Source organism: Planococcus sp. MSAK28401 (assembly GCF_018283455.1).
Taxonomy (GTDB): domain Bacteria; phylum Bacillota; class Bacilli; order Bacillales_A; family Planococcaceae; genus Planococcus; species Planococcus alpniumensis.
Genome location: NZ_JAAMTH010000001.1, coordinates 1,670,306 through 1,694,523, shown reverse-complemented (window position 1 = coordinate 1,694,523; position 24,218 = coordinate 1,670,306). Strand labels below are relative to the sequence as shown.

At 40.2% G+C, this 24,218-nt stretch carries 33 protein-coding genes; 9 read left to right on the top strand and 24 right to left on the bottom strand.

Annotated features, from left to right (window positions below; all coding sequences use genetic code 11):
* Window positions 1-57: 57 nt before the first annotated feature.
* The 8 genes from G3255_RS08620 to G3255_RS08590 form a co-directional block, all read right to left on the bottom strand.
* Window positions 58-588 (bottom strand): SMI1/KNR4 family protein, encoded by a 531-nt coding sequence (locus G3255_RS08620; RefSeq protein WP_211654099.1) that lies wholly within the window; start codon window positions 586-588, stop codon window positions 58-60.
* A 238-nt stretch (window positions 589-826) separates the two neighbouring features.
* Entirely contained in the window at window positions 827-1,327 is a 501-nt protein-coding gene (locus G3255_RS08615) for a zinc metalloprotease (RefSeq protein WP_211654098.1), read from the bottom strand.
* A gap of 33 nt (window positions 1,328-1,360) precedes the next feature.
* Window positions 1,361-1,723: a hypothetical protein gene (locus G3255_RS08610; RefSeq protein ID WP_211654097.1), complete on the bottom strand. Its 363-nt coding sequence runs from the start codon at window positions 1,721-1,723 to the stop codon at window positions 1,361-1,363.
* A gap of 62 nt (window positions 1,724-1,785) precedes the next feature.
* The gene (locus G3255_RS08605; protein WP_211654096.1) at window positions 1,786-1,941 is read right to left on the bottom strand and encodes a hypothetical protein; all 156 of its coding nucleotides are present in this window, start codon (window positions 1,939-1,941) and stop codon (window positions 1,786-1,788) included.
* A 105-nt stretch (window positions 1,942-2,046) separates the two neighbouring features.
* On the bottom strand, window positions 2,047-2,178 hold the full coding sequence (locus tag G3255_RS20225; RefSeq protein WP_283092915.1) for an NUDIX hydrolase: 132 nt from the start codon (window positions 2,176-2,178) through the stop codon (window positions 2,047-2,049).
* 105 nt (window positions 2,179-2,283) lie between these two features.
* On the bottom strand, window positions 2,284-2,511 hold the full coding sequence (locus G3255_RS20060) for an NUDIX hydrolase (protein ID WP_249222091.1): 228 nt from the start codon (window positions 2,509-2,511) through the stop codon (window positions 2,284-2,286).
* 49 nt (window positions 2,512-2,560) lie between these two features.
* Window positions 2,561-3,397 (bottom strand): alpha/beta fold hydrolase, encoded by an 837-nt coding sequence (locus G3255_RS08595; protein WP_211654095.1) that lies wholly within the window; start codon window positions 3,395-3,397, stop codon window positions 2,561-2,563.
* 154 nt (window positions 3,398-3,551) lie between these two features.
* Window positions 3,552-3,956, bottom strand: a complete 405-nt coding sequence (locus G3255_RS08590; RefSeq protein WP_211654094.1) for a hypothetical protein — start codon at window positions 3,954-3,956, stop codon at window positions 3,552-3,554.
* Window positions 3,957-4,053: 97 nt separating this feature from the next.
* Between G3255_RS08590 and G3255_RS08585 the strand changes: the two genes are divergently transcribed.
* Complete coding sequence (locus tag G3255_RS08585) at window positions 4,054-4,476, top strand: hypothetical protein (RefSeq protein WP_211654093.1); 423 nt, start codon at window positions 4,054-4,056, stop codon at window positions 4,474-4,476.
* 61 nt (window positions 4,477-4,537) lie between these two features.
* On the opposite strand, the gene G3255_RS08580 is transcribed toward G3255_RS08585, so the two are convergent.
* The 4 genes from G3255_RS08580 to G3255_RS08565 all read right to left on the bottom strand — a co-directional run bounded on the left by G3255_RS08580 (window position 4,538) and on the right by G3255_RS08565 (window position 6,709).
* Window positions 4,538-4,792, bottom strand: a complete 255-nt coding sequence (locus G3255_RS08580; RefSeq protein WP_211654092.1) for a hypothetical protein — start codon at window positions 4,790-4,792, stop codon at window positions 4,538-4,540.
* On the bottom strand, window positions 4,792-5,379 hold the full coding sequence (locus G3255_RS08575) for a GNAT family N-acetyltransferase (protein ID WP_211654091.1): 588 nt from the start codon (window positions 5,377-5,379) through the stop codon (window positions 4,792-4,794). Before G3255_RS08575 ends, G3255_RS08580 begins: the two co-directional genes overlap by 1 nt.
* Before the next feature lie 281 nt (window positions 5,380-5,660).
* Complete coding sequence (locus G3255_RS08570; RefSeq protein WP_211654090.1) at window positions 5,661-6,101, bottom strand: GNAT family N-acetyltransferase; 441 nt, start codon at window positions 6,099-6,101, stop codon at window positions 5,661-5,663.
* Window positions 6,102-6,145: 44 nt separating this feature from the next.
* The gene (locus tag G3255_RS08565) at window positions 6,146-6,709 is read right to left on the bottom strand and encodes a TetR/AcrR family transcriptional regulator (protein ID WP_211654089.1); all 564 of its coding nucleotides are present in this window, start codon (window positions 6,707-6,709) and stop codon (window positions 6,146-6,148) included.
* Between the two features lie 141 nt (window positions 6,710-6,850).
* On the opposite strand from G3255_RS08565, the gene G3255_RS08560 reads away from it, so the two are divergent.
* Window positions 6,851-7,612: an SDR family oxidoreductase gene (locus G3255_RS08560; protein WP_211654088.1), complete on the top strand. Its 762-nt coding sequence runs from the start codon at window positions 6,851-6,853 to the stop codon at window positions 7,610-7,612.
* 260 nt (window positions 7,613-7,872) lie between these two features.
* Here the strand turns inward: G3255_RS08560 and G3255_RS08555 are convergent, their stop codons facing one another.
* The 6 genes from G3255_RS08555 to pyrH form a co-directional block, all read right to left on the bottom strand.
* A complete protein-coding gene (locus tag G3255_RS08555; protein WP_211654087.1) occupies window positions 7,873-8,232 on the bottom strand; it encodes a PIM7 family immunity protein in 360 nt (119 codons plus the stop codon).
* 140 nt (window positions 8,233-8,372) lie between these two features.
* The gene (locus tag G3255_RS08550) at window positions 8,373-8,834 is read right to left on the bottom strand and encodes a hypothetical protein (protein ID WP_211654086.1); all 462 of its coding nucleotides are present in this window, start codon (window positions 8,832-8,834) and stop codon (window positions 8,373-8,375) included.
* 56 nt (window positions 8,835-8,890) lie between these two features.
* A complete protein-coding gene (locus tag G3255_RS08545; protein ID WP_211654085.1) occupies window positions 8,891-9,433 on the bottom strand; it encodes an isochorismatase family protein in 543 nt (180 codons plus the stop codon).
* A gap of 117 nt (window positions 9,434-9,550) precedes the next feature.
* Window positions 9,551-10,093: a signal peptidase I gene (lepB, locus tag G3255_RS08540; protein ID WP_211655801.1), complete on the bottom strand. Its 543-nt coding sequence runs from the start codon at window positions 10,091-10,093 to the stop codon at window positions 9,551-9,553.
* Between the two features lie 158 nt (window positions 10,094-10,251).
* Entirely contained in the window at window positions 10,252-10,722 is a 471-nt protein-coding gene (locus G3255_RS08535; RefSeq protein ID WP_211654084.1) for a GNAT family N-acetyltransferase, read from the bottom strand.
* Between the two features lie 30 nt (window positions 10,723-10,752).
* Window positions 10,753-11,496 carry a UMP kinase gene (pyrH, locus tag G3255_RS08530; RefSeq protein ID WP_211654083.1) on the bottom strand — a complete coding sequence of 248 codons (744 nt, stop codon included), beginning with the start codon at window positions 11,494-11,496 and terminating at the stop codon, window positions 10,753-10,755.
* A gap of 213 nt (window positions 11,497-11,709) precedes the next feature.
* Here pyrH and G3255_RS08525 point away from each other — a divergent pair, with 213 nt between their 5' ends.
* Window positions 11,710-12,483, top strand: coding sequence for a DUF2268 domain-containing putative Zn-dependent protease (locus tag G3255_RS08525; protein WP_211654082.1), 774 nt, complete (start codon window positions 11,710-11,712; stop codon window positions 12,481-12,483).
* A 152-nt stretch (window positions 12,484-12,635) separates the two neighbouring features.
* Here G3255_RS08525 and G3255_RS08520 read toward each other — a convergent pair whose 3' ends face one another.
* The gene (locus tag G3255_RS08520) at window positions 12,636-13,103 is read right to left on the bottom strand and encodes a GNAT family N-acetyltransferase (protein ID WP_211654081.1); all 468 of its coding nucleotides are present in this window, start codon (window positions 13,101-13,103) and stop codon (window positions 12,636-12,638) included.
* Between the two features lie 187 nt (window positions 13,104-13,290).
* Between G3255_RS08520 and G3255_RS08515 the strand changes: the two genes are divergently transcribed.
* Together G3255_RS08515 and G3255_RS08510 are read left to right on the top strand one after the other, a co-directional pair.
* Window positions 13,291-13,887, top strand: a complete 597-nt coding sequence (locus G3255_RS08515) for an ArsR/SmtB family transcription factor (protein ID WP_211654080.1) — start codon at window positions 13,291-13,293, stop codon at window positions 13,885-13,887.
* 12 nt (window positions 13,888-13,899) lie between these two features.
* A complete protein-coding gene (locus tag G3255_RS08510; protein WP_211654079.1) occupies window positions 13,900-15,150 on the top strand; it encodes an MFS transporter in 1,251 nt (416 codons plus the stop codon).
* A gap of 84 nt (window positions 15,151-15,234) precedes the next feature.
* Here G3255_RS08510 and G3255_RS08505 read toward each other — a convergent pair whose 3' ends face one another.
* From G3255_RS08505 to G3255_RS08490, 4 genes are all read right to left on the bottom strand, one after another.
* Window positions 15,235-16,023: a phosphotransferase gene (locus G3255_RS08505; protein WP_211654078.1), complete on the bottom strand. Its 789-nt coding sequence runs from the start codon at window positions 16,021-16,023 to the stop codon at window positions 15,235-15,237.
* A 33-nt stretch (window positions 16,024-16,056) separates the two neighbouring features.
* Entirely contained in the window at window positions 16,057-16,620 is a 564-nt protein-coding gene (locus G3255_RS08500; RefSeq protein WP_211655800.1) for a uridine kinase family protein, read from the bottom strand.
* Between the two features lie 81 nt (window positions 16,621-16,701).
* Window positions 16,702-17,220, bottom strand: coding sequence for an NUDIX hydrolase (locus G3255_RS08495; protein WP_211654077.1), 519 nt, complete (start codon window positions 17,218-17,220; stop codon window positions 16,702-16,704).
* 373 nt (window positions 17,221-17,593) lie between these two features.
* The gene (locus G3255_RS08490) at window positions 17,594-18,847 is read right to left on the bottom strand and encodes an MDR family MFS transporter (protein WP_211654076.1); all 1,254 of its coding nucleotides are present in this window, start codon (window positions 18,845-18,847) and stop codon (window positions 17,594-17,596) included.
* A gap of 98 nt (window positions 18,848-18,945) precedes the next feature.
* On the opposite strand from G3255_RS08490, the gene G3255_RS08485 reads away from it, so the two are divergent.
* Together G3255_RS08485 and G3255_RS08480 are read left to right on the top strand one after the other, a co-directional pair.
* On the top strand, window positions 18,946-20,598 hold the full coding sequence (locus tag G3255_RS08485; protein WP_211654075.1) for an ABC transporter substrate-binding protein: 1,653 nt from the start codon (window positions 18,946-18,948) through the stop codon (window positions 20,596-20,598).
* Between the two features lie 203 nt (window positions 20,599-20,801).
* Window positions 20,802-22,199 (top strand): bifunctional metallophosphatase/5'-nucleotidase, encoded by a 1,398-nt coding sequence (locus G3255_RS08480; RefSeq protein WP_211654074.1) that lies wholly within the window; start codon window positions 20,802-20,804, stop codon window positions 22,197-22,199.
* Between the two features lie 60 nt (window positions 22,200-22,259).
* Here G3255_RS08480 and G3255_RS08475 read toward each other — a convergent pair whose 3' ends face one another.
* Window positions 22,260-22,898, bottom strand: coding sequence for a VanZ family protein (locus G3255_RS08475; protein ID WP_211654073.1), 639 nt, complete (start codon window positions 22,896-22,898; stop codon window positions 22,260-22,262).
* 197 nt (window positions 22,899-23,095) lie between these two features.
* On the opposite strand from G3255_RS08475, the gene G3255_RS08470 reads away from it, so the two are divergent.
* Together G3255_RS08470 and G3255_RS08465 are read left to right on the top strand one after the other, a co-directional pair.
* The gene (locus G3255_RS08470; RefSeq protein ID WP_211654072.1) at window positions 23,096-23,371 is read left to right on the top strand and encodes a hypothetical protein; all 276 of its coding nucleotides are present in this window, start codon (window positions 23,096-23,098) and stop codon (window positions 23,369-23,371) included.
* A gap of 48 nt (window positions 23,372-23,419) precedes the next feature.
* Window positions 23,420-24,205, top strand: coding sequence for an alpha/beta fold hydrolase (locus G3255_RS08465; protein ID WP_211654071.1), 786 nt, complete (start codon window positions 23,420-23,422; stop codon window positions 24,203-24,205).
* The last annotated feature ends 13 nt before the right edge of the window (window positions 24,206-24,218 follow it).

The window sequence follows — 24,218 nt, the reverse complement described above, 5'->3', positions numbered from 1 at the left end:
ACGAGACTGCTCACTCGAAATCATAAAATATATAAAGAGCATTCGGGAGTCACCGCTTTAATTCGTTTCCAGGAATAATTGCTCTAGGAATTGATCAAAGGACTCGGCGAGCTCAATGATTTCCCAAACTATTTCCGGTGAATCGTAATTCTCAACAATCAATAATACCGAGGGGGTTTCTTTTTGATTTTTATAATCAAATACAAGCCAATGATGAAAATCAGTCCAAAGCACGATGAGCTTGTCAGAAAGTGCTTTACCGCCCCGCTCATCATTTGTAGAGGTAATCAGTTCTTTGGATGATAAAATACAGGTGTTATCCACTTCAAAATGTATAGGTTCAATACATGGCAAATGAAATACCTCACCTGATCTGCTATTTGCTCTAGTTGCTGGAACAGTAAAATATGGGTAATGAAGTTCTCCCCCGTTCCGCTTTTTCATCAAGTCTTTAAAAGAATTAGGAAAACGGATTCCCAAGACTAACTCAGCTTTTTCAATGATTTCATTATTGCATGGATAAAGAGGTCTAGAATCGTTGGTATCGTATCGCCAAAAGTTCTTTCCAGTATAGTAATGTTTCTTCATTTCAGGTCTCCAATCGATATAATTCCTATATGATTTTATATTTATGTATATTAACTATACGAAGACGATCGTAAGATAACTAGCAATTTCTTAAGTAAGCTCCACTGAAAATTTATTTCTAATCAAAAAGGGAAAAACCCATATTCGAGCTTCCCCCTTTCACAGTACTTATGTATTTTGAAAAGCCGCTTTTACCACTATAATGATTCGTTCTGAAGGTCAGGCAAGCTACAATTTATTACGTAATAAACTTTCGCTCTTTTCGGTTCGCTTTCACCAAGTTCAAAGTCTGCAATCCATCACTCGGAAGGCCACCTAATAAGCGGGGATAAGTCCACGGAATCAATGACGTGATAAAGAGAAAAAAGTTTGCTCCTGCGCTATTGATGATGATATTTCCCGCTATTCCGGATATAAAATGAGAGGCAATGAATAATGTCACAAAACCAAGTAATGACGCGAGTGGCCCGCCGAGGTAGAAGAAGAGTTTTTGTTTGTATGTAAACGCTGGGTACTCTTTTGGGATGGAATACTCACAATAGCCAGATATAGCGACGGTCAGATAACAAGTAATTCTTCCAAAAGATAGCCTTAGCTTGTTCGCTTTGCTGGATGAACCCATAAAGATTTCAGCTTTGGAATTTTTGTTCGCCGTTACTGTGGCAACAGCATGTCCCATTTCATGTATAAATAGCGAACATGAAATAATGAGTAAAACTACAATGACTTCAAGCAACATCAAACTACATTCCCCATTTCTCATTTTATGCTTTTAAAGCATTTTTTCTCGATCTGGCTCTTTTGAAAAAACATCTTCTCCCACATCAAATCCTTCAGGACGCCAATAACTTTCAGGCAATTGGCTTTCCTCAAACAATGTTCGGAGATGGCTGATCGCTTCAGCCCAAGTCGAAAATACTTGGAATTCATAGGGCGGGTCTCCACCATTGTCATTCCAAACCGCCCATTCGCTGTTGGAGAGCTGTGTGGCATGGTAAAATGCATCTCCCTCCATTTGAAAAATGCCAAAAGTGTTTTCTAAAGTAATCTTCCAGTCTGCGTAGCCTAATTCGTTGGAGAACTGGTCGTATTTTTCGAAAACCCACTTATGCAACACTTTCCACAATCGGTTCATCTCATCACTTCCCGACCTTACTAAATACGTAAAGAACTTATCAGACCCATATAATACGGTAATTAGACAACATCAAAAAAGCCACCAATTAACCTAACGATTCCCCTTACCGCCATAAACAGGATTCTGAAGGGAAGAAATAGCAATTCTGGGATCCAAAATGAGATTACATCGAAAAAATCAGTCTTATTTGTGTTTTTCTTTTTCTGCTTGTTCATTGGTACGGTCCCCTTTCAAATTTCACTTGCACCCTTATTTATTTAGAAATGACTTGGCCATATAGTAAGCGCTGGCTGTAAACAACTGTGTTTCGATAGTCCGATTCAGTCAAACTCTTCGAAATCGATCAGTTTAACATCGATTTCTTCGGTGTCATCTAATTGTTGATCGCTCGTTTTGAATGCATCAGTGATTAGGTATGTAGAAATTTTATTGTTCTGAACGGCCGGATTCACCATATACTTTCCCAATTAGATGGGTTTTTCATTTGAAGTGAATCCGGTCTCCTCAAGAACTTCCCTTAGAATTCCTTCCTCACTGGTTTCGTTTTCTTCAAGCTTTCAAGCAGGAATTTCTAAATAAAAACCTCTTGTCCCATGCCTATATTGCTTTACAAGTACGAGTTGATTTCTGTCGGTCAGGACTACGGCATTCACCCAATCCGAATACTCATTTACGTAAAAGTTATCAATGACGATTCCGTTTGGCAGCCTACACTGCTCTTTACTCAAATTCCCGAACGGATTTTCATACAAATATTCTGTAGAGAGCGTCTCCCATGTTTTCACCTTTGAATCCCCCGCTCATTATGGTAGAGATACTATTAAGCTATCAGATCTATTTTTTACGGCTGATCCACTGCGAGATTTTTTGGCTCACCACTTCCGGGTTCTCCCAATAGATATCGTGGGAAGTATCTTTCACTTCTTCCACAGAGAGAGCCAAATACTGTTGGAGTCTCGCAGTTTCGCTTTCACGATGGGAATTAAACGCCTTCGGCAAAGTGCTTCTAAGCAGCAAGACCGGTACATCGATATCACTTAAGGTATCCATGCTCGGCTCATTGAAATGTTGCTTCACATAATATCCGGCATGTTCACTCGTTAAAATCAACTTAATGGCATCACGTTCTGCTTGCATGCTCGGTTCCGCCATTTCAATTAATCGTTCCGTCAAACCGTCCTCGGCCATCTTTTCTTCGAACTGTGTCCAGGATGAAAAAGCATGATTATCACAATGCTCTTTTGCGAATCGAATCTCTTCAGTGATAGAACTACCGGGAATATTGCTTGAGCGTATATACCCGCCGTCCAAGAGAATGACTGATTGAACCGAGAAAATTTTGGCAAACGCCAACGCTATGTTCCCACCTATTGAATGTCCAATGACATGAAGATCTTTAATATCAAGTTGTTCCATTGCTTCCTTTACCCACCTAGCCATCGACGCTACTGAAAAGGATTCTTCAAATTGTTCAGCTGTAGATAAACCATGCCCAGGCAAATCTAATGCGATGATTCTGTATTCTGAAGAAAGTAAGTTGGCTAATTCAGTAAAGCTGGCTGCCGAACTCCCAAGGCCGTGAAAAAAAAGAAGCGTTGTGTGGTTCATGTTCCCCCATGAGCGCATGCCTATCTGTAATCCGTTATCAAATTTAATGATTTCCTTTTTCATAAGATGCCCCTTTTTATACATACTTATTTTACCATTTAATATTTTTAAATACAGTACTAAAATCACAATTATTAAATAACTTTATCCATTTTAATGCTTAATTATCGAAAAAAAGAAGCTATTCATAAGCTTCTCTGTGTTTCGTATGATGTGTTTAATCCAATATGTTTTTCAACTCTTTTGTTTGTTCTTCATTTAAAGCATAGAACTCTTGCTCTTCTTCCACTGCGTTTCCTCTATTGGACAAAACAGCACTGCCATCATCCATATACCATACATACCGCCAAAGTTCAGAAACATTTTCTTCCGGTTTATCCAAGGTAAGAACAAGATCCGCGACTGGAGCTAACTCATTTGGCGGTTCTATTTTTTCTTCCATCTCAATAATCTTCCGCAACTCAGATAGTGTTTCTGAGTCTGTGAAGCCCGTATTGAACTCCGCTCCTGTCGTACCTCCATTGTCAAAAGGAGTACCCACACGAACCACTTCTTCTTCAGAACATCCCATCATTATCACTATCGGAAGACATGCAGCAAATAATACTAGAAACTTCATCATCAAAGTTCACCTCTTAACTATTATTACGATCCTTCACTCCAGATTGTTATAATTACATTATGTAGGTAGGAGATTCTTAGATGCTGGGAGCCATGATATGATAAAAAGTTTTCTCGAACGATTTTTCAGTGCCGTTATTTCTGCCCCGCTTTACGTGATGTTGATGTTCTTGTGGCAGCTTGTCATTGCGAATGAACAGGACCTGTTGTCTGAACTTACCTTATTTAAAGCGTTTTGGGTCACTTACGTATTTATTTTTCCAGTATTTTTCGTTATGGGCATTCCGATGTCGTACTTGGTGGACTTCCTTATGAGCTTGGTACCGTCGCGAAATTGGATTGTCGCTTATTGCTGCAAGCTCGCCTTATACATCTTATTTACAAGCCTTGTATTCTTTGCGATGTTTCAAGTATTCACACTTACTGATGTTGAATTATTAAACATTAGCCTCGTCCCTGCATTAATTGGATTTCACGTTCTATTTATCTTGCGAAGAGAATACCGCTCGAGGCATACGTAAGCTTTGCTAAAAGAGACTGCTGATAAAGCAGTCTTTTCTTATGGACGGCAATCTTGTCAGTTCAAAGAGTACTCCAAAACAATGTGGAGAGAAATGGAATAATGACGGCTACAACAAGAACCAAAGAATTTCCAATTAAGCCCACTACTCTGAGCGATCTGTTCTTGGCAAAGAGTGCTGCCACGATTCCGATAAGCGGTAGAGCAATAGCTACAATCATTGCTGAATTAGAGAATACGTCTTCATTAAAGAACCAAACTGCATAAACAGCTAAAGAAATCAAAAATGCTGCGACCGAGACTGTGCCTGAGTTCATTATTGCCTACCTCCTCTGGTCAAAGAATTGTATTCACTTTTTAAAATAGAAAAGATTTTGGTGTCCCGAAATTCTCCTTTGATGCGTTCATTCTTTCTCAAAACGCCTTCAAAGATCATGCCGGCTTTCAACATGACTTTTTCCGATCCGATATTGTCTAAATCGCACCCGCCTTCGATCCGGTTCAATTGAAGTACGTCAAAACCGTAATTCAGTACCTCCTGTAACGCTTCTGTAGCGATCCCCGCTCCCCAAAATTCGCGATTTAGCACGTAGCCTATTTCTGCTTTTTGATGTTCATTCGACCAGTCAACCAGCGAACAAGTCCCGATGACTTTCTCGCTTTCTTTATAGACAATCGCCCATACACCGCTTTGGCCATCTTTATAACCGTCCACAGTCGGCTGCAGGAAGTTGGACAAGGTTTCTTCTTTGGAATCGTTCTTCCCCCAGGTCATGCGTTGCGCCACTTCGGGGTCGGAAGAGAATTCGAACACATCATCTAAATCGTGCCGTGTCACTTTTCTTAATAGAAGACGATCAGTTTCGAATGAGGGCATGTCTTTTAAGTGATTTTCAATTTTCATGGTGTACCTCTTTTCATTAGTTACTTTGCGATTTTTATGTATTTTAGTTAGGAAGTGTGAAACCATTTCTTCTTTTTTCAGTATAACCATATAGATAAATTAAGGAGTGAACAATTATGGAGTCTTTTGAATTTTTTAACTGGGGAGATATTATTTTCACCTTTGTATTTTTTATGGTCTTACTTATAGTAATAAGGTTTTTCATTAAAAAAGGAAGCCGTTCTTAATTTCATTAGGATTGATAGAGTGTGGAAGGATCAGCATTTCTTCCACACTCTTTTTCATTCTATACTCAAGCTCATGCTGACCGTCCTTGTTGCAAATCCCATATTCTCGTACATACGCACAGCTGGATTTTCTGCTTTTGCACTTAACCGGACTTCTGCATGCCCTTCCTGTTGAAAATGTTCAATGGCCGCATTCATCAATCGTTTTGAATGCCCCTTGCCGCGGTATGGTTGCCGGATATACAGTTCGTAGATAAACCCACTCCGCTTTTCAGTAAACTGGTCTTTTGTGGTGCCGACTAGAACCCAACCAAGGATTTCATCTTTCTCTTCTGCGAGAAAATAAAAGCCGCCTTTATCCAATAAAGGCTTAACCAAACTATCGATTTTTTCCTTAGAAGGCATCACTTCTCCTAAAGTTCCATCGTAAATAGCTTGCGGCGACAAGGATAAAATGGCGTTCAAGTCGCTGTGATCCGCTTTTCGGATGTTCATTTTTAATGCTCCCTCCTTAGTGGGGCTATACTTGATACACGATTTTATTTTCGAAAATGGAAATTCAGTATTTCCACAAACAAATTATTCATTTCTGTAGCGGTTTTTTGAAAATCCTGCCGATGCCACTCGATGATCATTCCCAAAATGGCATTTGCTTGATAAGCGCTGAACATATTCTTATTTTCAGCATGGTGTTTTTCATCAATGTCCTGATTCAACAATTGATTTACTTGATCAAATAACAAATAATAATACGCCATTGGCACATATTTTGAGAAAATGATGCGGTAAAACTTTTTGTATTTCTCAACATGATGGAAGATCCGGATGGTGGAAGGATCCAGCTCATTGGACAGTAATATCTGTACATGCTTATAAGGTTCCATATAGGAGTCCGTCAAATCTTTCATGATTTCCTTGAAATATTCTTCAAATAAATCTTCGACTTTTCCATAATGCATATAAAAAGTTCCCCGGTTGATCTTCGCTTCCCGGCAAATAGCTGTGACACTGATCATATGCAGCGGCTTGTTCTTCAACATACTGAGCAAAGCCTCTTGCAACGCCCCTTTTGTTTTGACGATACGCAAATCAATTTCCTTCACGTTTTTTCACCTCTTATCGGACATAATGTTCTTTTCTGTTGATTACTGAACAGTTCTCTATTTTTTGTCCATTGCAAACGGTTACTTTCACAACATATAATTTTATTATACACATGTTCAATAAAATTGGAGGCGATAGAAATGAAATTAGAAGGAAAAGTAGCGATCGTAACAGGAGCAGCCGGAGGAATGGGTCAAGCCATCGCAGAATTGTACGCAGCTGAAGGAGCCAAAGTCATTGTGGCGGACTTGAACATCGAAGGCGCAGAAGCTGTGGCACAGGGAATCGTGGCAAACGGCGGCACAGCTAAGGCGTTGCAAGTTAACGTCGCAAAACAACAGGACACCGACACCATGATCGATACTGCGGTGAACGAATATGGCACCTTGGATATTCTCGTCAACAATGCCGGCATCATGGATAGTTTTGAACCAATCGGCGACATCACAGATGAAAAGTGGGATCTGATTTTCGATATCAACACAAAAGCAGTCATGCGCGCTACCCGAAAAGCAATCCCGATCTTCCTTGAAAAAGGCAAAGGCGTGATCATTAACACCGCATCAACTGGTGGATTAAATGGCGCACACGCTGGAGCGGCTTATGGCGCGTCCAAACATGCCGTCGTTGGGCTTACGAAAAACACCGGTTATATGTATGCTAAAGAAGGCATCCGCTGCAACGCGATCGCACCAGGAGGCGTTGCCACCAACATCACTTCGTCTATCACCAATTTCAATCAATTCGGTGCAAGCCGTACTCAGCCGGTTCAAGCCATTATGCCTCGTGTTGGCCAACCAGATGAAATCGCACAAGTTGCTTTGTTCTTGGCATCTGATGATTCGAGCTTTGTTAATGGCACCGTCATTACAGCGGATGCTGGATGGACAGCAGCATTTTAATCAACTATTTTAAAATCTTTAATGATTGAATTGCTCATAAAAGTGGTCTCTTCAAATCAAGGTTATTGATTCAATTAAATGGCTGGCATACTTCCGGTATTTCCCGGAGTGTATGCCAGCCATTTTTAATCTCTTTTAGAATGTGTAAGTGCGGATTCCATATAGCAGACGCGCTTAATGACTCACGATCTTTCCTCAGCGGCAATCTACCTCTTTAAACAGGCTATCTTCAACATCCTTTAACTTCATCTGAATGAACTTTATTGAATTTCAATCGCCTTGCAGTTGATATGGCAGTCCATCATCGGAATAATCATTTTGCATTGATAAAGCAATACACCATTAATTTCGATATCCTGGATTGAAATATCGTGAAAAAAGAATGCTGATTCATTTGGGGATTGAGGAATATTCCCTTCCATGCCTTCTAACCAGGTATTGAAGCTTGTAAAAAAACAATCATTAAATATAACAGTTTGTACTTCTTCATTCAGGCCCATCGCTTTAAACTTCATTGTGACTACATGCTGTTTATTGTCATAAATTAAGTCTACTAATTGCGTATCGATATAATCAGTTTCCATGAGTTTCATTTCCATTTCTTTTCCGCTTAATCTCATCTCGATATCTCCAATCGATTTCCAGTATCACTTCAATAAAGCTGCAGAAAAAGCACCACAATTGACTGCGGCCTCATGTTCCAAAAACCTTTCTCATTGAAGTATGATTTACCACTGTACGGTATCTTTAACTTTGAAAATTAATACTTAATAAAAGTAGTAACTGCATTATGCCTCATATAGTTTCGGTTGCTCAATTCCTCTATCCATTTCTTTGGATTGAACTGAAAGAATCCAAATCGATCTCGATACGTATAACTCCCAGCATTCACTTCAATATACTCTAAATCTTCCTCAAACTTTTCCCTATAAGCTGATAAGGCATGCTGATTCGGAACGCTATAAACCTCTATCACATCACCGATTTCCATATATTTTTCAAGGTAGGTTAAAAAGATCCGATTCCCCACTCCTTCTGCTACATAAAGATAGGGCAAAGAGAAAAGGCCTTGAACTTCTTCAAGCCATGCCTCATCTGCTATTTGCACTGAGAAGAACATATAGTCTTCTTCAGTCCGATATTTCATGCGCTGATTATACTCTTCTATGACATGCGGGATGATAAACGGTCTTGAAGATGCTAGGAAGGTGATTTCTGACATTTCACCACTCCTTGATGAAAACGATTTAGTTGCTTGCAAAATGAGCCCATCTTATTCTAATTTAAATTATTTACTTTATACTGCTCTACGTATTCTTCATCATCCAATACTTCAATAACGTTTGATGAATACAATACAGAGCCTACGAAGTCGTTAATGTCCAAGCCTTTCATTTCATAAGTCTCCTCACTATTCACCGTAGCAGTGGCATCCTCCAAAAAGGTGACTTTATAGCCTCTATCAAAAGCGGCGATAGCTGTGAACATACAGCAATATTCCGTATTGAACCCCGAGATAAAGATGTGACTGACCCCCATACCTTCTAACAATGACGATAGATCGGTATTGAAGAAAGAACTTGGCGTTTGTTTTTCGATAATATGTTTTGCATACTTTTCTAACGAGCTATGCAGGTCAGAGCTGTCAGAATTTCTATAGAGAGGGCTTTGTTCTTCCTCGTCCAAATGCTTCATAAAAATAACTGGATCACCATTGATTTGAAACTCTTTGATGGTTCTTTCGATCAATGACAATTCTTTTTGGAAGTTCCCTTTTTCCACTAAACCATTTTGCACATCAATAACTAAAAGTGCTCTCAAACTAAAACACCTGCTTTCTATAATGTAATTCATCATATTGCATGATGGATGAGCTGCAATTATAGATAAAACCTTCGTATTCACATTCACTTTAAATACAATCTAACAGTAACTTTTTCATTCAACAAAGCCCAAGTCATCCAATGGCCAGAAAACATAATTTGTGCTGCCCACTATCTCTTTGATTGGTATCAGCCCAATGATTCGGCTATCCGTGCTGTTTTTTCGATTATCGCCCAATACAAACACATAGCCTTCTGGAATCGTTTCAAATTCTGTTATTTTTTCAAGCGAGAAATCTTCAGTGAATGTTTCTATGTCGCCATCATAAGGTTCTTTTTGTGCTTCTCCGTTTATTAGCAGTTGGCCATCCTCGTATGCCACGTGATCCCCTGGTAGTCCGATCACTCTTTTAATAAAGTCTTTTTCTTCTGTAGCATGAAAAACTATTATGTCATATCGATCAGGCTCTCCAATCGAATAACCAATTTTATTTACGATCATTCGATCTCCATTTTCCAATGTTGGCATCATCGACTCACCATCGACAACAATTGGGGCAAAAAGAAAAAAACGAACGAACCCTACAACAACAAAAGCAATGAAAAGCGCTTTTCCCCATTCCCATAGCTCATTTTTTTCCTTCTTTGAACGCGTCATCATTCAAGTCCTCTCCGATCAGTAAATTTTTAAATGTAAGCAATCTGCTTTGGTCGACTGAATTGCTAAATGCCAAATAATCTAAATATAGTTACGTTGTTTCTAAGTTTTTAATTCTTCATCGAAAAACAATGGCACAGTAATCTTCATTACCTGTTTTAAACCAAATGCTTGGAAAAGTAAATTCGCTCCCCTTCGGCCAAGTAGGATTCGTATTGCTGCTTCTTATAAAATTCAATCGCACTCGTCCAGCTTTTATTTGTTTCCAGAACCACTTTTTCGTAGCCCTGTTGCTGTGCCCACGATTCTAAATGTTGGAGCATTACTTTGGCGATTCCGCCCCTTCTGTATTTCTTAAGGACCGACATTCGTTCAACTCTGCCGACACCAGGGCCTTCATACGAAACCGCTCCAGTAGAAATTACTGCATTATCAAAGACACAAACAAAAAACATCGTCTTCTCCAGGCTGTAACTGCTCAATATATCTTTTAAATCAGGGTTATAGGAAGGATCAATAAATCCGAATCGCTCCTCTAAGCCTTTTAAAACGACTGTCCTCGCTTCATTTTCGAAAGGTTCCGTAATTTGTAGTATCTTCATTTTTTTACGCACTTCCGTTATATCCATTTATGCTCACATCCTACGAGTTTGTGCTGACTAGCTCTTCATATAGAACTCTGAAGCTTGTTGCGAAACCAAGGTTCCAGTCTGCTTGCCTTCGACGATTTTCTTCATTTCACCTTTTTTATCGAAGTTGAAGATATTGACGGAGATATTGAAGTCTTTTGCCAGAAGAAGAGCAGACTGGTCCATGACTTTGATGTTTTCTTTTAAGATATCGTCGAAATGCAATGTCCGATACATTTTCGCTTCACTGTGCTGATTCGGATCCAGATCGAATACACCGTCCACGCCTTGCTTGGCAACGAAAATGGCATCGCAATTCGTTTCGATTGCCCGCTGGACGCTTGGGTAGTCAGTCGTCACGAACGGTTGCCCGTTGCCGCCACCGAAGATGACAATGGAGCCTTTTTCCAAATGCTTCTTGGCTCGTAGCTGAATATACGGTTCGGCTACGGACGGTACCGGTATCGAAGTCATCACCCTGACGTCCTTAGTGGTTTTGCTTTTCAAAACGCCTCTCAACATCAAGCTGTTCATGATGGTGCCAAGTGTTCCGATGTTATCCGCTTCAACGCGGTCGATATTCCATTGCTCCGCCAAGCTGCCGCGGAAGATATTGCCGCCGCCAATTACAAGTGCCACTTCGATGTCCATATCGGCAATGGAAAGAATCTCATCAGCGATATGGTCCAGCTTTTGGTGGTCAAAGCTATCTCCACTTTCGCTTGCCAATGCCCCACCACTGAGCTTAATCAATACTCTTTTCAACGTTTTCATCCAGACACTCCTTTGGGCAGCTAACCAGCAGCCGCTTTTGAATTTTTGCACTTTTTACATTATACTAATATCTCGTTGAATTTTGATATATATAATTACTATTTTGTAAATTTAAAGAAATTACATGTATCTACACATAGTTTGTTTTTAAAGGAGCGGTCGAACATCGACATACAACACAATTCAATTAACATAATCCCTCGGCTCAAGCAGATGGAGACTTTTCTTGAAGCAGCAGCTTCAAATCCACAGGCCCATAGAAAAGACTTGTTTCTCGATATATTCAAGGTATCGAATGAGGAATTTGAAACGATGACGTTTTTCGGTATATTCGATCTTGAAAATAAGATCGAAACTCTCGAGAAACAATTCCAAGAAATGCACTGTCTTGCTTATGAAAAGTTCATCAAAGACGAACTAACCCTTCTGCAATTGGAGTTTCCAGTATCAAAAGCTTTAGAGTTTGAATTGTTCATTCTAGACGACAAAGATCACTTTGTTAGAGAAAAACTTGGCGGGGTTTCAGCCTATACCGATTGGAACGGCAGACTTTTTTTCGCGGTGTTGCCCGATGCTCAAGTCCGCTCTATGCTTAAGTCAGTCATTACTCATGAGTACCATCATCACTGGCGAACACATGCCTTAACTATTACAGAGCAAAATCAAACCTTGTTAGACCGGTTAATATTGGAAGGCCTAGCAGAGCATTTTGTGAAAATCAGGTTGGGCGATGACTATCTTGGCCCTTATAAAGATGCACTCACGGAAAAACAAGCCCGAGTCCTATGGGAGACCACTTATCACCTTAACCGCAATGAAGTGGGCGAAAAAACAGATGTCTATATGTTTGGCAGCAAAGAAGTAAATATACCTTTTTGGGCCGGTTATTCCATTGGCTACTATTTGGTGAAATGGTATTTAGAAAAAAATGAAGGTAGTACGATAGAAGATATGACGTCACTGCCTAGCAATAGTTTTATTGTTTAGTTTTTGAAATGAAATAATCAGTTCTCAGCATGAGGATGATACAAATTAAAAAGACAAGAAATTCATTTTCGAATTTCTTGTCTTTTCGTATGTGTAATTTCGTCTACGTGGAAACCCTTATGCCATAAAGTTAGAGACTAAAGTTTTTCGATTCATATTCTTTTCCCCATGGATATTGACTGCACTTGATAGCCAAGTTTTTCATAAAGTTCATAAGCATTCGGGTTGGTCCCGAACACGTTCAACCCCATGGAAGTGACGCCGCGATTTCGCATGTCTTCCTCTAGTTTCTGCAATACCGCTGTAGCAATCCCCTGTTTTCTATACTCTTCTCCAATTAAAATATGATAGATGTAAGCTTTGTTTGTAGTAGATTGGATATTGTACCAAAGGGAGCCAACTACTTTATCTTCTTCCATTGAGACAACATGACAAACTGATTGTTCCTCTGTATTCTGTTTGTTTGAAAACAGTTGTGCCATTAAAGCTCTTGATTCTTCCATCGCTGCATCCTCTGGAATCATGTAGTTTTCCGATAAGTCTTGCGCATAATCAGGAATTAAGAACGCCATAAACTGATCGAATTCTTTTTCTGACATCGGTCTAAACTTTAATTTCATATCCTTACCTCCCAGTCTTCAATTATTGTAAATAACTAACTCTGCTTGGAAAGCATACCATTACTTTCCTTCACATCCCTCTTAAAGACAGCAAAAATAGTAGACTCATTCATTTATTGTGCTTTTTCCATTTTAAGTATATACTCATGTTAATAAAAGTTAACCGGTTAAGAAAGGGGATATAAAAATGAAACAACAATCTATTTTCATTCTTGAAACGTATGAGCAATTAAAAGTCATCAGCGATCCACTTCGGACAAAAATGTTGATGTACTTAGTCGAACAACCGCACACAGGACAGATGTTGGCCCAGGAACTAAACCTTTCGCGCGCCAAAGTTCTCTACCACCTCAGGGAGTTGGAGAAATACGGCATCATCCAATTAGTGCGCAAAGAAGAACGCGGAGGAAACATACTCAAATTTTATCAAGCTGTAGCAAGAGGATTTATACCAGCGGATCATTTACTTACGTATGTAGAATCCAAAGAAGCTACTCGTCAGTCCTATTTAGAAGTGATCGACAGAGCAAAAACCCGTGTTTTGACGGCACCAGACGAATCGTTCGAACTTCAGTCTTCGAATGTAGAAGAATGGAATAACCTATCTATCCAAACTGAATTTAGCGTCAGCGAGAAGAAGTTTATAGAATTCACCAAGAAGCACCGTGAACTTCTAGCTACGCTGGAAGAAGACAGTGACGAGCCTGATAAGAAGAATTATTATTTGATGTCTACTGCTTTCCAAATCGAAGACTTACTGTTTAAAAGAACGGCAGCTGACTGAAAGGAGAAGCATATGGCAATGAATCATGGAGTTGAATCATCTTTGCAGGAGAAATCTGTTTCTAGTTTATTCGGAAACCGTTCATTCATTTTCCTTTGGCTTTCCAGTACGGCTTCTTTTCTGGCATTATCAACCTACCTTTTTGCAGAACAGTGGTACATCATCACTGTTCTGCAAAAAGAAAGTGCACTGGGCATTGTCATGATGATGACGATGATTCCTCGAGTTTTATTCATGATGATTGGCGGTGTTTGGGCAGACCGGTTCCGGCGTTCGCGCATCATGTTGATTTCCAGCCTGGTGCGTTGCCTGTTAGTCCTTGCCATGATCCTGCTATTGCAGCTCAGCTTGCTGGAACTATGGCCGCTGATTGTCTTCGCCCTGTGTTTTGGGATTGTGGACGCGTTCTTTTCTCCTGCGAACACTTCCCTGTTGCCTGCTGTAGTTGCGAAAGATGTACTTCCACGGTCGAATTCATTTATCCAAAGTTCCAATCAAATCGCTCTTTTTTCCGGTCCTATGCTAGGCGGTTGGATTCTCTCAATCGGTTCTTTTAGCTTGCTGTTTACGGTCATTGCTGGATTTTTATTGCTGACACTTCTGTTCTCATTTTTTATCAAGGAAGAAAAAAGAACAGCTTCGGTCAGTAAAGCTTCAATGAAATCAGAGCTCAAAGAAGGCTTTTCTTATGTATGGGACATGCCTTTTTTGAAAAATATGCTATTGATCCTGATCATCATCAATTTTTTCTTTTTTGGTCCATTGTTAATGGGGATTCCTTTGCTCGTGGATAGTGTACTTAAAGGAGAGGTACTGGATTTAAGCTTTCTTCAAAGTTCGTATCAAGGCGGAATGCTTACGGGAGCGGTGTTGGTGGGCATTTTAAATCTGAATAAAAAACGTGGGATCAGCATGCTGGTGATGATTGGAGTTCTGGGACTTTGTTTGACTTTGTTAGGGCAGATTGGCTTTCTATGGCAAGGAATTTTATTGCTTTTGGTTATGGGGATATTATCTTCATTCATCAACGTCTCTCTCATTTCCATGATCCAGGCACAGTCAGATTCAACAAAAATCGGACGCGTCATGAGTTTGGTCAATGCATCCTCTAACGGACTCGTGCCTTTGTCATATGCATTTGTATCGTTAGCTCTTGTCATGCAGATTACGATTTCCAATATCATGGTACTTTGTGGAATAGTCATTCTTACAATTGCTGCTATATACCTTGCAAGCTCTAAAGTGATTAAAGAAGTTCAATGAATCCTTTATAAATACGAAGTCAATTAAACGAAACAGAACCTCCCTATTGCTATTTCACTCAACCACCCATAATTTGATATTTCTTCAAGTCCATCTATGTCCATTCGCTTGGGTAAAGTTAATGTCTTTCTCGTAATGCTTTAAATGGCCATCTTTTATCATATTTTGAAATGCTAAATCTCCATCTTCAGCTTTTCTACGGATTTTCTTGCACAAACCTTTTAACCTCAGCACTACCATTTCCAAATAGTTTTCTGCTACTTCCTGTCCGTAGGCTTCAAAAAATAGCTTTATTCGCTGTTTAATCCGATTATCCTGAGCGGAATCATGATAGACTATTTCTCCATCTGAAGGTGCCAGATAGTACCTGGATAAAGGGATGCAAGTATAGAGAGTATAAGCAATATCCCAAAGTCTTGGACCTGGTGCAGCATTGTCGAAGTCAATAATGCCAATAGGCTTCTCGTTGTTAAAAATGATATTATACACAGCAAAATCATTATGGCATATAACTTCATATGGACGGGGTGTATGATCCAGCGGCTTCCAATCCTCATTAAACGAAAAATCACTTACCGAATCGTGATAGAGTCTCAGCATCTTTGCTATTTCTTTTAACGCTTCATCTGACCTCATATATTCTTTTAGCGGATAATTGCCAGCTTCGCCTTCCATATACGTTAAAATCTCTTTCCCATTCTCTACACCCACTACTTGCGGCGCGTGCTGAAATCCTTTTTTCTCTAAATGATTCAGAAGCAGGTGAATTTGAAAACTCTCAGGTTTTAATTCACGATGAACGGTGTTCCCAAACCGATACACGTCTGAGACATTGCCTCCACTTAGTTTTTCTCCATCCTTATTAGCGGCCATACGTTCACCTCCTCACTATTTTCATTAAGTAAATCAGTGGGCACCATTAATGATGAAATCAGCCTTATCAAATGGTTTGTGTTCTCGAGTATAGAGATCTTCGGAGACCATCCAATTATTCACCCACATACTGCGTGCATTTACTCCGTCTCTGTCCAATCCTCGTGCAAGCCTTAACTCACGGGGACATTCCACCCATATTGAGCAATCATAATGATCGATTAATTCATTACGAAGCGAATAAACCCCTTCGATTATAACGATTCCACCAACCGAAACTTTACTCGGATCAATCAACTCATCCCTATTCCAATCATATCGCTGATAATATCCAGTTTTATTTTGACGAATAGGTTCAATAACTTCTTTTAATAATCGTCTCCAATCAAAATCAGCCCCAACCGGCTTTAGTTTTGGAGGCGAATTGATATGTTGCGAAGTGGGCAAATAAAAGTCATCCATACGCACAATCGTTGTTACACCAGGAAAGTCTTTTGCCAATTCATTGGCCAATGTACTTTTACCTGAACCGCCACATCCATCAATCCCTACTAGCCAGGTCTTCTGCTGTCGCTTCCCTGCGTTTTCTAATTTCATAAGTTGTTTGAAAGTATTAATCACATCTTCTTTTGCATTGAAGATCACTTTTTCGCCACCTATCACAAATTATGTGAACTACTATTTTTCACTCAAAATATAAGCACTTAATTTTTCCCAATACAGTTGATACCTTTCCAAAACCGGCGGCACTACCTGGCCTGTTCGATTCATTTCCTTCAATTCTTCAACTCGGACCCATTTGGCATCACAGACTTCCCCAGGCTGCAGAGTTAGTTCATTGATTTCAATAGTTCGATGGCTTATATACAAATAGCTGTCCAGAAATGATTTGCCCTTCGACCTCTCGCCCAAGTATTGAAGATCCGCTGCTGCCACGGCAATCCCCGTTTCTTCAGCGAGTTCTCTGACAGCACCTTCTACGCTGCTTTCCCCTGCATGTACTGAACCTCCTGTACTTTCCCAAAGCAATGGGAAAGGCTTAGCGGCGTCTCTTTGAGTCATCAACATGCGGCCGTCTGCATTAATTGTATAAACCTCCACAACGACATGAAATTCATCCGGTTGAAGTTCCTCTCCGCGCGTATGTAATTTGTTTAACGGTTTTCTTGATGCATCTACTAAATCCCATAATTCCATCCTGTGTTCCCCCTATGGTCTTGTACAATAGAAACTCATATTCTCGCTTTACTTGTGAATTGGGTTACCGATATTCAAGTACTTTCAGCTAAAAACTTAACGACTATTCCTTCATAGTGTGCTTTACTTTTTCCGCTTCTAAAAGATCCTTGCAAATGTATCCGACAATATATTCTCGCTTTGTCTTTTCTTCAATATCGTGATTGTCCACTAGTTCAGTTATGAGTCGTTCTATTCGTTTCCACATTTCTGTATTTTCATATTTAGTATAAGGATGCGTCATTGAGCTACTCCTCTTCGATTTCTATATTCACTTTACCATTTCATTTACATTCTGGACATTCGGTAAAATCTAATCAAAAACACCTTATAATCATAAACTTGCATTACTCGCTGCGAATGCTTTGCTTTCAGTCCTTTTGCCAAATAGCCCAGTATACACAAGCAATGTGCCAAGCATCAGGATAAGGCCCATATACACGGACATCATTGTTGGGATTAAGTAAGCTCCCAGAATGATCGTCGAGCGGGCAATCAAGTCTGCACCGCTAAATGCGATACCGGAAAACGCTGAGTAAGAGCCTCTTTTATCTGACGGCATCATATTCGCTTGTTCCGCATTGCGGATTGGCGAGTACATCAATTCCCCAAGTGTCGCGATCACATTGAAAAGAAGCAGCAAATACCATGAATTAGCTGAAGTCATGACGATATAGCCAACACTGTAAATGAACAGTCCGTAGAGAAGGACCTTTTTCTTGTTGAACCGATCCGTGATTTTATTGATCAAAAAGGTAAAGCAGACGACCAACAGCATGTTTTGGATATTGAGTATGCTCAGCATCCGAACGCCGCCAATTTCAAATCCTTCAATCGAAATGGGTTGAAAACTCTCTGCCAACCGAACGCCGATATAGCTGTTTAACGAAAACTCGGCAGCGAAAATGAACATCGACCCGATGACCACTTTTACGAAGGGCTTGTCTTGAAATGCCACTTTATAATTTTGGAGCACATCGAGAAATACATTTTTATGCTGCTTTTCCAAGCGACTGACTTGCAGGTCTTCGAGCCAAATTGCATACGCTATGGGAAGGCATGCCGATGTTATAGATAATAATAGAAATAATTCGATTTGATGATTCATATACAATAACCCGCCTAAAGCCGCTCCAACAGCTAGCGATAAATTGACTAACCAATAATCGATCGCATAGACAGCTTTGCGATTTTCCGGTGTAGTCGAATCAATAATAATCGCATGGATGGCCGGCCTTCCCAGGCTGCTGGTGATGATATAAGCGATATAGGCTGAAGCGAACAACCAAATCCAATTCGAATCCGGCACCAAACTGATTGTCATCACGTAAAAAAACACCGCACTTAGCGAAGAGGTTACCATTAGCACTTTCTTTCTTGGCAAGCGGTCGGAAATATAGCCGCCGACTAAATTAATCACAAACCCGATGACGACCGTAAAGATCAAGAACATCCCCGCCGCCACTTTCCCTATTTCTTCTGCAAAAAACAGCGCCATGAACGGCATAACTGCAGAGGATACCGCCCGATTGAAAAAAGAAGTAATGAGACGCACTTTGATGTTCCGTGGATATTCTTGCCATTTCATATTGAATTCCCCCTCCATATTCTGTATATTAAACCAGACAAAATATTGAAAAAATGGACAATTTCAAGAGAACTTGTCCACTTTTAAAGGAGAAACAAATGGATAAGCAGTTATTAACCTTATGGAACAGCGTATCTTCAGGAGATGTAAAGCACGAAGAAATAGCCAAAGTCCTCGATCTCAGCACGAAACAGACCACTCGCTACATTAAAAAATGGGTTGGTCAAGGATGGCTCGAGTATACAGCGGGACGAGGTAGAGGAAACCTATCCAAATTGATCTGGTTGAAAAATGTGGAAGAAGTATTCGAAAAACAGTTGTTGAGCATCATCGATCAAGAAGCTGTAGAGGAAAGCAGCAAATACTTACTGTACGATTGGTCCAGTGACAGTAAATTGAGGCTGCTCAACCAATTCCGCCTGAGATTTGGGTATTTTCAAAGCGCCGATGAAATCGATAAGTTGATCGTTCCAAGGCGCCATAAATTGCTGACTTTGCATCCTCTGAAAGCGATCGATATGCAAAGCGCCAATATGGTGGCCAATGTATTTAACCGTCTGGTGGCTGTGGATGAAAACGGCGTAATCAAACCCGAACTTGCCCACGCTTGGGATGTCGGCGAATTTCATCTTCGGCTTTATTTGCATAAAGGCGTCAAGTTTCATGATGGCTCTACATTAACTGCCGATGATGTGGTAACTTGTCTCAATCGATTGCGAAAGCATGTGTATTTTAATTCCTTGTGGGAACCGGTGGCTGAAGTGAAATCAGCTGCTCCGTTAGTGGTCGACCTGTTCTTTCCTAAGGGATGCAGCTACTGTCTTCAATTGCTCGGCATGATGAATTCGAGTATTTATAAAGAAAGCAACGGCAGGATTTGGGGAACCGGTGCATTTTATGAAGCGGAAAATTCAGAAGACAAAACGTCTTTAAAAGCCTTCGATGAATACTTTCAGAAAAGGCCATTGCTCGATGTCGTTGATTTTGTCCAGGTTCCGAGAGATTTTGAAATCACTTATCGTTCATCAAGCCATACGAAAGAAGCAGCCACGTTTCAAGTGGAAAGTGATACTGGATTTGGCGTCGTCGTGATGAATGCGTTCCGTCCTACCGATATCCAGCGGAAAGAAGTGCGGGATTATGTTCACTATGTCATCGCGAAACACCGGCGTACGATAAGTGATTATCATAAGCGTGCATTACCGAATGGCAAGAGTTGCTTAGTTGGATACGACCAATGTTTTACCGTACCAGAAATGGAACGCCCCCACTTTAATCAAGCCTTAGTCTTAAAAGCGGTCAAGCACTCCGAACAATCTGCAATATGGTTGAAAGAGGCTCTCGAACAAGAAGGAGTTCCCGTAAAAGTACATTGGATGTCTTTTGCAGAAAAGCTATCGGATCATGGGACAGAACAGCAAGGAGACTTATTTATTCATGGAGAAGTATTGGAAATGAACCAAAACTTCTCATTCTTTTATTTTCTGAAGAATAGCTACTCACCTTTAGCTGGGGCGATATCGAAACACAAAGAAGTACTCGAGTGCCTTGACCAGTATGCACAGACGCCTTTCGCACAATGGACTTCTTTAAACTTACAGGTCGAGAAGCTATTATTGGAGTCTTCGATCATGATTCCGCTTTATTACGAGAAGCGCCATGTTCCCTTTTCCGCAGATTTAATGAATATTAACATCAGCCATTTCGGATATGTCGACTATTCCAACTTGTGGGTGCGGCCAAATGTTTGATGAAGGACTGATTCTAATTTTAGATAAAAGGACAGAAGAGTGATTTCTTCTGTCCTTTTCTCTCTAGCATGATATTAATTCCTACAACAGCCAGAACCCATTACGCGGCATTGAATAGTCAGAAAATTGATAAGGATTTTTTGAAACCTTAGTGGTAGACTATTGGTCTTACTTTAAAAGGAAATAACTAACAGGAGGTTCTTATGAAACTGAAAATCATCCACACGAACGATGTTCATAGTAATTATGAAAACTTTGCGCGAGCAGCAAGCATGATCAAGGAATTGAAAGATGAAAATACACTCATCCTTGATGGCGGCGATTTCGCCGATTTCAAAAGCATTGAATTGCAAGGAACGCGCGGCGTGGCTGCGCTTGAACTACTCCAGTCGACCGGCTATGACGCTTTGACGATTGGGAATAACGAGATGTTCAATGGCATAGAGACCTTGGAGCATATGGCTACAACCAGCCCACTCCCTTTCATTAGCAACAATCTCCGAAAAAAAGATGGAAGTGAAATTCAAGGTGTTGTCAAAAGCGTAATTTTACATAAAGATGGCTTGCGTGTATTAGTAACAGGATCTTCTCCCGACATGGATGTTTTCAATGACGGACTTGGAATCAGTGTTTCGGATTACGTCATTATGACACAACAAGAAATCGCAAATCGCGCCGGTTCGTATGATATTTGCATCTTGTTGAGCCACGTGGGCACAGTCGCGGATGAAGAACTAGCTCGAGCGATTCCAGAAATTGATGTCGTGATTTCGGCACATGATCACCAGCTGTATTCAGAAGCCAAACTGGTGAACGAGACCGTCATGAACAGCGCAGGAAATTACGCTGAACATATCGGTATGATCGACCTTGAAGTGGCGAACGGCAAGGTTGAGCTTCTTCATTCGGCCACGTACTCAACAAAAGACGCTGCGCCGAATTCTGTGGTAATGGATATTTTGAAAGATAATAAAGCGAAAGCCCTCGCTTCTTTAGGGAAGTCCCTATACGATTTACCGGAGCCGCTTTGGCACGACGTCATTGAAGAAAATCCATTGACCAATTTGATCGCGGACGGCTTACGGGACATGATGCAATGCGATATCGGTTTGATCAATAGCGGCATCGCCAACGCAGGCCTGTTTCACAATATTTCCCGTCAAAAACTGATTGAAATTTGTCCATCTCCACTGAATCCGACTTCTTTTGAAGTTCAAGGCAAGCAGCTAAAAAAAGCCTTCACACAATCCTTGGATGCACAAGCGTGCCTGGCGGATGGTCGTGGACCTGGATTCCGCGGGAAATTTGTCGGCCGCCTACACATTTCAGGAGCTGCGATCATCCATGATGGCAACCTTGTTCAAGACATCCTGATTGATGGTAAATCAATACAGGACGAGCAGTGGTACAAAGTCGCCAGTTCCGATTACTTGCAGCGCGGTTCCGGCTACCCAGACCTGGCCGAAAATCGAAACCAAGTCTATATGGCCGAAGAAATTAAAGATGTCATTCAGCTCTATGCGAAGCAGCCCAAATTCCTTGAGCAGGCTTTTAAAATGCGAACAGAAAGATATGCTGAGCTTGGTTCTCCTCCCTTGTGAGACAGCGACTGCAGGAACAACAAAGAAGGGTCAATTATCCGTTGATAATTGACCCTTCTTTTATTTGAATTCGGACTTGTATTTGTTCCGATGAGACAGTTTTGAAGCTGTTGTTTGTTTTTCTTGTGTGATTCGTATATGGACAAATTTTGCCAATAGAAAGCCTAAACAACCACCAGCCGTATTTAATAGTAAATCATCAATATCAAACGATCCGCGCTTAGTGAAAAACTGCAGCAATTCTATCACCAGACTGCTAGAGAGAAGAATCTGCCACGAATAAGCAAACTTGATTCTCTTTATGTATAAATAAGCTCCTCCAGGTACAAAGAGCATCATATTAATCAGCAAAGCCGCGATAAATGTTGAGAGATTGACCTCAGAAATATAGTTTAAAAAGTCAAACGGCATCAGGTTATAATCGCTTGTTTTTCCATCTCCTCTATAAAGAGTCGCAGAGAACAAAAAGATTAAGTAAAGGACCAACGTCAAATCTATATAGATCGGATCGACTTCATATTCTTTCAATAAAAACTTGAAACCCATAAAAATGAAGAAAGCCAGCAGGAATCGGCCGAGTATATAGGGCGCTGGGGACACAGTGAATATCACAATTATTTCATCAATGATGTAATACATCAAAATTTGGGACAAAAGCAGCGATAGAACAATTAAAATGGAATTTCTAAGAATATTCATCGTTTCACCTCACAACCAAAATAGCTTGTATATCTATATTTTACCAAACGGATTTTTAAAAAGGGCTGAATATAGCAAAAAGAATGGTTTTATATGCCGCTTTTCATTTCACCTAATTTATGGAAATGGTATACTTTGTATATTACTGGATAAAGAATATAAGTAGATTTTCAATACTGCTGATTAGGAGGAATCGAATGTATCTCATACTCGCTGCCTATATTGCCTTATTAAGTTTTGCAGTCCATAAGTTTGCAGGAAAAAATAGGGAGAAGTGGATCAATGCCGGGTTTCTTACCGCTTTTGTCCTTCCTTTGGTCGTCTTCTTTCTCTTTGCTCGTATTGTAGGTGCTTTAACAGGCGCTGGAATGGGTTCGGCTGCTGCTGGGTTGTTATTTGGAGCCGCTACGTGTATCACTGGGTTCGTCTTTTTGTACATTGGGTACACTATGAAACCAGCACGAAATCATTAATTTATATATATAATGAAGATCAAAATCAATGGAGAATGGAAGGATAGAATGCCTACTATCGAAATAAATAATGCCATATTACATTATGAAGTTTCTGGTGCTGGTGAAACGCTTATTTTTACACACGGTGCTTCATGGGACCATCAACAATGGCAACCTCAAGTGGAAGAGCTATCAAAATTCTATGAAATTATTACATGGGATGTGCGTGGCCATGGGAAATCTTCATTGCCAAAAGGAAAAGTAGACTCCGAAGATTTTGTTAAAGATTTAGTAGGTTTACTGGAGCACTTAGGAGTAAAGCAAGCGCACCTTTGTGGGTTATCTATGGGTGGCCATATTTCGCTTCAAACTGCGGTCAGGTACCCCAAGCTGGTGAAATCCCTCATTTTAATTGGTACTCCCTACACCAATTCATATAATTGGATTGAAAAAGTGTTTGTACCTATAAATAGATGGTCAAGTAAATTTATACCTATGTACATGATGGCTAGCTTTCAAGCAAAAACTCTTTCAAAATTTAATCACAATAATAAGCAATATATTAAAGAAACCGTTAGTTCGATCCCTTTAAACTACTGGATACGTATATGGGACTCGGTTTCAAAAATGGAAAGCGGAAAGGATTTAAGTAAAATAAATTGTCCTACTCTCATTCTCCAAGGTGATCATGACAGTATGACTGAAAGACAACAGAAAGAAATGGCCAACCGTATTCCTCACTCTAAAATGATTTATATAAAAAATGCGCACCATGCAACAAATCTCGACAATCCTAAGGATGTAAACTATGAGATTATGAAGCACTTGTCAGCCTTATCAGTACAACACTAGAGATTAGAAGAGC

Coding starts and splice junctions, on each gene's coding strand:
- G3255_RS08620 (WP_211654099.1), bottom strand. CDS start 588: ATGAAGAAACATTACTATACTGGAAAGAACTTTTGGCGATACGATACC.
- G3255_RS08615 (WP_211654098.1), bottom strand. CDS start 1,327: ATGTTGCTTGAAGTCATTGTAGTTTTACTCATTATTTCATGTTCGCTA.
- G3255_RS08610 (WP_211654097.1), bottom strand. CDS start 1,723: ATGAACCGATTGTGGAAAGTGTTGCATAAGTGGGTTTTCGAAAAATAC.
- G3255_RS08605 (WP_211654096.1), bottom strand. CDS start 1,941: ATGAACAAGCAGAAAAAGAAAAACACAAATAAGACTGATTTTTTCGAT.
- G3255_RS08595 (WP_211654095.1), bottom strand. CDS start 3,397: ATGAAAAAGGAAATCATTAAATTTGATAACGGATTACAGATAGGCATG.
- G3255_RS08590 (WP_211654094.1), bottom strand. CDS start 3,956: ATGATGAAGTTTCTAGTATTATTTGCTGCATGTCTTCCGATAGTGATA.
- G3255_RS08585 (WP_211654093.1), top strand. CDS start 4,054: ATGATAAAAAGTTTTCTCGAACGATTTTTCAGTGCCGTTATTTCTGCC.
- G3255_RS08580 (WP_211654092.1), bottom strand. CDS start 4,792: ATGAACTCAGGCACAGTCTCGGTCGCAGCATTTTTGATTTCTTTAGCT.
- G3255_RS08575 (WP_211654091.1), bottom strand. CDS start 5,379: ATGAAAATTGAAAATCACTTAAAAGACATGCCCTCATTCGAAACTGAT.
- G3255_RS08570 (WP_211654090.1), bottom strand. CDS start 6,101: ATGAACATCCGAAAAGCGGATCACAGCGACTTGAACGCCATTTTATCC.
- G3255_RS08560 (WP_211654088.1), top strand. CDS start 6,851: ATGAAATTAGAAGGAAAAGTAGCGATCGTAACAGGAGCAGCCGGAGGA.
- G3255_RS08555 (WP_211654087.1), bottom strand. CDS start 8,232: ATGAGATTAAGCGGAAAAGAAATGGAAATGAAACTCATGGAAACTGAT.
- G3255_RS08550 (WP_211654086.1), bottom strand. CDS start 8,834: ATGTCAGAAATCACCTTCCTAGCATCTTCAAGACCGTTTATCATCCCG.
- lepB (WP_211655801.1), bottom strand. CDS start 10,093: ATGACGCGTTCAAAGAAGGAAAAAAATGAGCTATGGGAATGGGGAAAA.
- G3255_RS08535 (WP_211654084.1), bottom strand. CDS start 10,722: ATGGATATAACGGAAGTGCGTAAAAAAATGAAGATACTACAAATTACG.
- pyrH (WP_211654083.1), bottom strand. CDS start 11,496: ATGAAAACGTTGAAAAGAGTATTGATTAAGCTCAGTGGTGGGGCATTG.
- G3255_RS08525 (WP_211654082.1), top strand. CDS start 11,710: ATGGAGACTTTTCTTGAAGCAGCAGCTTCAAATCCACAGGCCCATAGA.
- G3255_RS08520 (WP_211654081.1), bottom strand. CDS start 13,103: ATGAAATTAAAGTTTAGACCGATGTCAGAAAAAGAATTCGATCAGTTT.
- G3255_RS08515 (WP_211654080.1), top strand. CDS start 13,291: ATGAAACAACAATCTATTTTCATTCTTGAAACGTATGAGCAATTAAAA.
- G3255_RS08510 (WP_211654079.1), top strand. CDS start 13,900: ATGGCAATGAATCATGGAGTTGAATCATCTTTGCAGGAGAAATCTGTT.
- G3255_RS08505 (WP_211654078.1), bottom strand. CDS start 16,023: ATGGCCGCTAATAAGGATGGAGAAAAACTAAGTGGAGGCAATGTCTCA.
- G3255_RS08500 (WP_211655800.1), bottom strand. CDS start 16,620: ATGAAATTAGAAAACGCAGGGAAGCGACAGCAGAAGACCTGGCTAGTA.
- G3255_RS08495 (WP_211654077.1), bottom strand. CDS start 17,220: ATGGAATTATGGGATTTAGTAGATGCATCAAGAAAACCGTTAAACAAA.
- G3255_RS08490 (WP_211654076.1), bottom strand. CDS start 18,847: ATGAAATGGCAAGAATATCCACGGAACATCAAAGTGCGTCTCATTACT.
- G3255_RS08485 (WP_211654075.1), top strand. CDS start 18,946: ATGGATAAGCAGTTATTAACCTTATGGAACAGCGTATCTTCAGGAGAT.
- G3255_RS08480 (WP_211654074.1), top strand. CDS start 20,802: ATGAAACTGAAAATCATCCACACGAACGATGTTCATAGTAATTATGAA.
- G3255_RS08475 (WP_211654073.1), bottom strand. CDS start 22,898: ATGAATATTCTTAGAAATTCCATTTTAATTGTTCTATCGCTGCTTTTG.
- G3255_RS08470 (WP_211654072.1), top strand. CDS start 23,096: ATGTATCTCATACTCGCTGCCTATATTGCCTTATTAAGTTTTGCAGTC.
- G3255_RS08465 (WP_211654071.1), top strand. CDS start 23,420: ATGCCTACTATCGAAATAAATAATGCCATATTACATTATGAAGTTTCT.